This is a genomic window from Streptomyces sp. P5F9, from assembly GCF_057961495.1.
Genome location: NZ_JBXVPZ010000483.1, coordinates 1 through 7,117, shown reverse-complemented (window position 1 = coordinate 7,117; position 7,117 = coordinate 1). Strand labels below are relative to the sequence as shown.

8 protein-coding genes are annotated in these 7,117 nt (G+C 70.3%); 4 read left to right on the top strand and 4 right to left on the bottom strand.

Annotated elements, in window-relative coordinates; all coding sequences use genetic code 11:
- Both AC31A1_RS43180 and AC31A1_RS43175 read right to left on the bottom strand, forming a co-directional pair.
- Positions 1-402, bottom strand: a 402-nt coding sequence (locus tag AC31A1_RS43180) for a transglutaminase family protein (RefSeq protein ID WP_489658546.1), incomplete at its 3' end; no start/stop codon positions are given.
- A 17-nt stretch (positions 403-419) separates the two neighbouring features.
- Positions 420-1,424, bottom strand: coding sequence for a GNAT family N-acetyltransferase (locus AC31A1_RS43175; protein ID WP_489658545.1), 1,005 nt, complete (start codon positions 1,422-1,424; stop codon positions 420-422).
- Between the two features lie 140 nt (positions 1,425-1,564).
- Between AC31A1_RS43175 and fdxA the strand changes: the two genes are divergently transcribed.
- Together fdxA and AC31A1_RS43165 are read left to right on the top strand one after the other, a co-directional pair.
- A complete protein-coding gene (gene fdxA, locus AC31A1_RS43170) occupies positions 1,565-1,885 on the top strand; it encodes a ferredoxin (protein WP_019058397.1) in 321 nt (106 codons plus the stop codon).
- A gap of 144 nt (positions 1,886-2,029) precedes the next feature.
- Entirely contained in the window at positions 2,030-3,124 is a 1,095-nt protein-coding gene (locus AC31A1_RS43165; protein WP_489658544.1) for a bifunctional succinyldiaminopimelate transaminase/glutamate-prephenate aminotransferase, read from the top strand.
- A 161-nt stretch (positions 3,125-3,285) separates the two neighbouring features.
- On the opposite strand, the gene AC31A1_RS43160 is transcribed toward AC31A1_RS43165, so the two are convergent.
- Complete coding sequence (locus AC31A1_RS43160) at positions 3,286-3,738, bottom strand: ATP-binding protein (protein WP_262055831.1); 453 nt, start codon at positions 3,736-3,738, stop codon at positions 3,286-3,288.
- A 297-nt stretch (positions 3,739-4,035) separates the two neighbouring features.
- Positions 4,036-5,028, bottom strand: a complete 993-nt coding sequence (locus AC31A1_RS43155; RefSeq protein ID WP_489658543.1) for a heavy metal transporter — start codon at positions 5,026-5,028, stop codon at positions 4,036-4,038.
- Positions 5,029-5,113: 85 nt separating this feature from the next.
- On the opposite strand from AC31A1_RS43155, the gene dapE reads away from it, so the two are divergent.
- A complete protein-coding gene (gene dapE / locus AC31A1_RS43150; protein ID WP_327401486.1) occupies positions 5,114-6,193 on the top strand; it encodes a succinyl-diaminopimelate desuccinylase in 1,080 nt (359 codons plus the stop codon).
- A gap of 75 nt (positions 6,194-6,268) precedes the next feature.
- Complete coding sequence (locus AC31A1_RS43145; RefSeq protein WP_318018671.1) at positions 6,269-7,027, top strand: LOG family protein; 759 nt, start codon at positions 6,269-6,271, stop codon at positions 7,025-7,027.
- Positions 7,028-7,117 lie beyond the last annotated feature (90 nt).

The window sequence follows — 7,117 nt, the reverse complement described above, 5'->3', positions numbered from 1 at the left end:
CCCGTACACCGGCGCCCCCGCCCGCCGGGCAACCTCCATCCACACCACGGACAACAGGATCGGCAACCCGCGCCGCCGCCGCAGCACCGAGTGCAGCAGGGAGGACTCCAGCCGCTGATAGTCGCCCGGTGCACCCCGGAACTCGAAACGGTCGCCCAGGAGTTGGCGCAGCGCGTTCGCCCAGGCCAGCGGCGCGCCGGGCCGGAACGGTACCTGCCCGGCCAGCCGGTCCAGCTCCATCTGCGCCGCGTCGATGCCCGCGTCGTCCAGCGCCCCGTCCGCAGCGGCCCCCACGAGCAGGCACAGCGCGGCCAGATCGGGCCGTTCCGACCGCACCTCCTCGGCGAACAGCCGACGTACCTCGGCGGCCCGCGCGGGGGCCGGGGGACAGGGACCGGACATGGCGAACTCGTAACCCGTCACGACGAACCGTCGCGGTCGTCGCGGTAGTGGTGATAGGCGTGATGCGCGGAGAACCCCATCCCGGAGTACAGTGCCCGCGCCCCCACGTTGTCCGCCTCGACCTGCAACCACGCGGCCGAAGCCCCCTCCTCCAACGCCCGCGAGGCCAACGCGGCCATGACGACCGACCCCAGCCCCCGCCGCCGTAGCGCCGGATCGACCTCGACCGCGGCGAACCCGGCCCACCGCCCGTCGATGACACACCGCCCGATGGCCGCGGGCTCGGCCCCCTCGCCGGGCACGGTCGCGAACCACACAGAGGGCCCACTCCTCAGCACCTTCAGGGCCACCTCGCTCACCCCCTTGCGCTGATAGCGGGCCAGCCACGCCTCGTCGGCCGACCGGGACAGCACGACTGCGGAGGCATCGGCGCGGTCGGCGACAGGGGCCAGGGCCCCGACCCACAGCTCAGCCGTCACCTCACGGGTCCAGCCGCGCTGTTCCAGCTCGGCGCAGAGCAGCTCCTGCGTGCCCTCGGCGCCGGTCGCGGTCTGGACGTACGCGGGCAGGCCCCGGTCGCCGTACCACCGTCGTACGACAGCCAGGGCCTCGTCGAGGGGCAGGCCGGGATCGCCGAGGGGCAGCACGGAGTTGGCGCGGCGGGTGAATCCGGCGGCGGCGCGCAGCTCCCACTCGCCGAGCCGCTCGCTCTCCACCGGCCGCCACGCGCGCGAGGAGACGTGAGCCAACTCCCGGTAGGTGGCGGACGGTCCCCGCCGACGGGCCGGAGCGGCCGGGACGACCTTGCCCGCCACCAGCGAGGATTCCGAAATACGGACGGAATCGCCACTCTTCCGTGTGATCGTCAGCACACCGCTGTCCCATGATGTGAGAACACCCACCGTGTCGGTGAACTTCTCCGTCGTGTCTTCAGCATCTGTCAAGCACCTGACGGACACCCGTTTGCCCACGTCAGCAGCGGTTACGCGGACCTCAAGACGTCCCGCCGCGGAGATTTCCACAGGTCAGTTCACCCCTCCTGTATGGATCACGCCCCGGAACGGAGATACTAGGTGCGGGCATGGACGACGCCGCGCTCCCGCGCGCCGGGCGGCGGAGCCTACGGAGGCCCGCCAGCGCCCTATCGAGGAGGAACGACAGCGTGACCTACGTCATCGCGCAGCCTTGTGTAGACGTCAAGGACAAGGCGTGCATCGAGGAGTGCCCGGTCGACTGCATTTACGAGGGCTCACGGTCCTTGTACATCCACCCGGACGAATGCGTCGACTGCGGAGCCTGTGAGCCGGTGTGCCCGGTCGAGGCGATCTTCTACGAGGACGACACTCCCGAGGAGTGGAAGGACTACTACAAGGCCAACGTCGAGTTCTTCGACGAGCTCGGCTCCCCCGGCGGCGCCAGCAAGCTGGGCCTGATCGAGCGCGACCACCCCTTCGTCGCCGCGCTGCCGCCGCAGAACCAGTAAGAGCGGCCCGCACCAGACGCGCCGCCTCGGTCCCGTACGGCCTGATCACGCCCGATCAGCGCCCTACGGGGCCGAGGCGTTTGCCGTACGGCGGTCCGACGACGGCTGTACGGGGCGCACGCACCAGAAAGTGAGCCAGTCATCGTGTCCGCAGTCACCGACCGCCTGCCCACCTTCCCCTGGGACAAGCTGGAGCCGTACAAGAAGACGGCCGCAGCGCACCCGGACGGCATCGTCGACCTGTCCGTCGGCACCCCGGTGGACCCGGTTCCCGACCTGATCCAGAAAGCGCTGATCGCCGCGGCAGACTCGCCCGGCTATCCGACGGTCTGGGGCACACCGGCACTGCGCGACGCGATCACCGGCTGGGTGGAGCGCCGCCTGGGCGCCCGCGACGTGACCCACCGCCACGTCCTCCCGATCGTCGGCTCCAAGGAACTCGTCGCCTGGCTCCCGACCCAGCTGGGCCTCGGCCCCGGCGACCGCGTGGCCTACCCGCGCCTCGCGTACCCGACGTACGAGGTCGGCGCCCGCCTGGCCCGAGCCGAGTACGAGACCTACGACGACCCGACACAGCTGAACCCGGAGGGCCTGAAGCTCCTCTGGCTCAACTCCCCGTCGAACCCCACCGGCGAGGTCCTGCCGAAGGACGAGCTGACCCGGATCGTCGCCTGGGCCCGCGAGCACGGCATCCTGATCTTCTCCGACGAGTGCTACCTCGAACTCGGCTGGGAGGCCGACCCGGTCTCGGTCCTCCACCCGGATGTCAACGGCGGCTCGTACGAGGGCATCGTCGCGGTCCACTCCCTCTCCAAGCGGTCGAACCTCGCCGGTTACCGCGCCGCCTTCCTGGCCGGCGACCCGGCGGTCCTCGCCCCGCTCCTGGAGATCCGCAAGCACGGCGGCATGATGACCTCGTCCCCGACCCAGGCGGCAGTGGTGGCGGCCCTCGGCGACGACACCCACGTCCAGGAACAGCGCGAGCGCTACACGACCCGCCGCACGGCCCTCCGCGAGGCCTTGCTGAACCACGGCTTCCGCATCGAACACAGCGAGGCCAGCCTGTACTTGTGGGCAACGAGGGACGAGTCCTGCTGGGAAACGGTGGCTCATCTGGCCGACCTCGGCATCCTGGTAGCGCCGGGCGACTTCTACGGAGAAGCGGGCGGGAACTTCGTACGAGTGGCCCTGACAGCTACGGATGAACGAGTCCGGGCGGCTGTAGAGAGGCTGGGCTGAAAGGTCTTTTGTCTTTAGGGGCGCGGGGCTGTATCGATTTGCGGCTCCGCCGCGTGGGCGCGACCAGCCCCCACCGGCGGTCAGCCGACAAGCAACGCAGAAAAGGGGTCCAGGGAACTCCCTGGACCCCTTCAACGCAGGCACACTAAAACGCGGCCGAACTAGCCGAGCGGAAGCCCCTTCAACGGCAGCTCCTGAGCCGTGGGCAACCCACCCTTGGTGACGGCGTCCGTAGGCAACCCGCCACCCGCCGTCGCCGTCTTCGCGGTCTCACCAAGCAGACCCCCGGCCTGCCCAGCCGTGTCCCCGGCAACGTGCTGCGCAGCCGGAGCCACCGTCTTGGCAACCTTCCCGCCGGTCTTGCCTGCGGCCGGCACCGCCTTCTCCAGCGTCTGGCCACCGGACTTGCCGGCGACCCCCGTGACGTTCTGGCTCGCGCCGTCGACCGTGTTGCCGACGCTCGCCCCGTCCAGGGCGGTCAGTGCGCCCAGGTTCGGGGTGGCCGGCAGGGAGGGGGCCGCACTGGCGGAGCCGGCCGCACCGACCCCGGCTGCCGCTCCCGCTGCGACGAGCAGCGCGGCACGGGCGATCCGGCGGGTCAGGGGGAGGGACATGATGCTCCTTGTGTTGATCTCCGGGCTCGGACGCAGTGACTACCGCTCGAAGCGCGCGAAGGTTGCGGAGCGGCAACGTAAAGAGTTGGCAATGCGTCGCATAATCAGCTACGGATAAAAACGGACAAAGAGCGCCCGGTGTGAAAGCCTGCAAAATGCTCGCAGCCCTTTGTTTTCAAGGGCTTTGGCGCACGCCAGGGTGACGGCACGAAAACCTGAGCACGCCCGGACCCGGAACGACCACGCATAACCCGTACGGGTGACGACCCGTACGACTGCCCGGCCACCACCTCGCGACTACTTCTGCCCGCCCTGCCGCTCGGTCACTATCCGCACCCCGCCGGAGGCCTTCGCGGCGGTCGAGTGCCAAGGGTCGTCCGCGCTGCCGGCGGCCCACTCGCGGCCGGCGTACGACACGCGCTCGATGTGCAGCACCGAGGAGTTGGCCACCGCCCAGTGCGCGAGCTGCCAGCCGGTCCGCGTGCTGCCGGACCGCACCGGCAAGGTCACCGTGCTGCTCCCGCCGGTCGCACTCGCGTTGGGCGTCGGCGTCGGCGTGGACTTGGCCTTCGCCTTGGACTTGTCCTTCGATGCCGAGCCGTTCCCGGTCACCTCCGCGCCCGTCTCCTTCAGCACCGTGCGCCCGAAGTCCCGTACCAGCGCGGCCCGTACGGCGTCCGGGCCGGTGTCCGCCTGGGTGGTGTCCGGAAGGCCCTGGCAGGTCAGCGTGGCGGCCGCCTGCCCGGTGAGGGCGGCGGACAGCAGCGTGGCCTCGGGCTCGTGCTTGGCGTACGCCTCCGGGTAGCCGCTGCGCTGCACGCGCTGCGCGGCGACGGTGAGGGGGAGCTGCTGGTAGTCGTCCACCTTGGACAGGTGCTCGTAGAAGACGCCCGCCGCGTACGTCGGGTCCAGGATCTCCTTCTTGGTGCCCCAGCCCTGCGAGGGCCGCTGCTGGAACAGGCCGAGCGAATCCAGGTCGCCGTGCTGGATGTTGACGAGCTGCGACTCCTGGAGGGCGGTCGCGAGCGCGATCGTCACGGCCCGCTCGGGCATACCGCGCCCGGTGCCGACGGCGGCGATCGTCGCCGCGTTCATCGTCTGCTCCTGCGAGAACTCGTACTCCTGGCCGTCGTCCTTGCCGGAGACCACCTTGCAACCGGGCCCGCCCCGGCCGCCGGTGACGTACTGGACGACCAGATAGCCCGCGACCGCGAGCAGCACCACGAACGCCGAGGAGAACCGGAACAGGCGGCCGCGTCGACGCTTCTTGGGGGTGGGGGACTGGAGCATCCCCACAAGGTAGCGGAGGCTCCTGTTACCGCTGCGCCGGGTGTGGACAACCGGTGTGCAGACCGTTCGGGTTAGGGTCGACGCCATGGCCGACACCGCACTTGACCTCACGCTGGACGCCGCACGGCTCACCGCGCAGCTCGTCGACTTCCCCTCGGAGAGCGGCAGCGAGAAGCCCCTCGCGGACGCGATCGAGACCGCGCTGCGCACCCTGCCGCACCTGACGGTCGACCGGTACGGCAACAACGTCGTCGCCCGCACGAACCTCGGCCGTACGGAACGCGTCGTCCTGGCCGGTCACATCGACACGGTCCCGATCGCCGACAACGTCCCCTCGCGCCTCGACGAGAACGGCGTCCTGTGGGGCTGCGGCACCTGCGACATGAAGTCCGGCGTGGCGGTCCAACTCCGCATCGCGGCAACGGTGTTGGCCCCCAACCGCGACCTGACGTTCGTCTTCTACGACAACGAGGAGGTCGCCGCCCACCTCAACGGCCTCAAGCACGTCTCCGAGGCCCGTCCGGACTGGCTGGAGGGCGACTTCGCGGTCCTCCTGGAGCCGACGGACGGTCAGGTCGAGGGCGGCTGCCAGGGCACGCTCCGGGTGTTCCTGAAGTTCAAGGGTGAACGAGCGCACTCCGCGCGCGCGTGGATGGGCTCCAACGCGATCCACGCGGCCTCAAGGGCGCTGGCCAAGCTCGCCGCGTACGAGCCGCGCACACCCGTGGTGGACGGCCTCCAGTTCCACGAGGGCCTCAACGCGGTACGCGTCGAAGGGGGAGTGGCCACCAACGTCATCCCCGACGCGTGCACCCTGGTTGTCAACTTCCGCTATGCGCCCGACCGCAGCGAGGAGGAGGCGGAGGCCTTCGTGCGCGACTACTTCGCCGACTGCGGGGTCGACGAGTTCGTCGTCGACGACCACACGGGCGGCGCCCGCCCCGGCCTGACCCACCCGGCCGCCGCGGCCTTCATGGCGGCTGTCGGCGGCGAGGCCCGCCCCAAGTTCGGCTGGACCGACGTGGCCCGCTTCAGCGCGCTCGGCGTGCCCGCGGTGAACTACGGCCCCGGCGCCCAACTCCTCGCCCACAAGGTCGACGAGCGGGTCGAGGCGGCCCTGATCCCCGAGGCGGAGCGGCGGCTGCGGGACTGGCTCACCGCCTGACATCCGTATGTCCCCCCTCCGTAACCAGCGTAGATCTACGCTGAGGTGGAAACACCGCAAGTGGAGGGAGCGCACATGGCTACAGGCAACCCCGAGGGCAAGCAGCAGCCACCGGAGGAGCAGCGCCTGGGACCGGTCCTCCGGCGGCGCGGCCAGGTGACCGCGAGCACGACCGACCAGCGCCTCCTGGACGCGGGCGGCCCCTCGGACTGGGTCCACACCGACCCGTGGCGCGTCCTGCGGATCCAGTCGGAGTTCATCGAGGGTTTCGGCACCCTGGCCGAACTGCCGCCCGCGATCAGCGTGTTCGGCTCCGCCCGCACCAAGCCGGACTCACCGGAGTACGAAGCCGGCGTACGCCTCGGACGCGCCCTCGTGGAGGCCGGATGGGCCGTGATCACCGGCGGCGGCCCCGGCGCCATGGAGGCGGCCAACAAGGGCGCCCTGGAGGCCAAGGGCATCTCCGTCGGCCTCGGCATCGAGCTGCCCTTCGAGCAGGGGCTCAACGCCTACGTCGACATCGGGCTGAACTTCCGTTACTTCTTCGTCCGCAAGATGATGTTCGTCAAGTACGCCCAGGGCTTCGTGGTCCTCCCCGGCGGCCTCGGCACCCTCGACGAACTCTTCGAGGCCCTCACCCTCGTACAGACCCAGAAGGTCACCCGCTTCCCGATCGTCCTCTTCGGGAGCGAGTACTGGGGCGGCCTGGTCGACTGGCTGAAGAACACGCTGATCGCCCAGGGCAAGGCGTCGGAGAAGGACCTGCTGCTGTTCCACGTGACGGATGACGTGGACGAGGCGGTCGCCCTCGTCTCGAAGGAAGCGGGACGGTAGTAAACAGCCCGTCCGGCGTTTGAGGACGAGGCCGTCCAGGCCGAAGGGGGGTCTGGGGGCGCAGCCCCCAGGGATGGGACGGGTAGGGGC

Excerpts from the sequence above, each read along its gene's own strand:
- dapE (WP_327401486.1), top strand. The coding sequence starts at position 5,114 with ATGGCCGACACCGCACTTGACCTCACGCTGGACGCCGCACGGCTCACC.
- AC31A1_RS43145 (WP_318018671.1), top strand. The coding sequence starts at position 6,269 with ATGGCTACAGGCAACCCCGAGGGCAAGCAGCAGCCACCGGAGGAGCAG.
- AC31A1_RS43160 (WP_262055831.1), bottom strand. The coding sequence starts at position 3,738 with ATGTCCCTCCCCCTGACCCGCCGGATCGCCCGTGCCGCGCTGCTCGTC.
- AC31A1_RS43155 (WP_489658543.1), bottom strand. The coding sequence starts at position 5,028 with ATGCTCCAGTCCCCCACCCCCAAGAAGCGTCGACGCGGCCGCCTGTTC.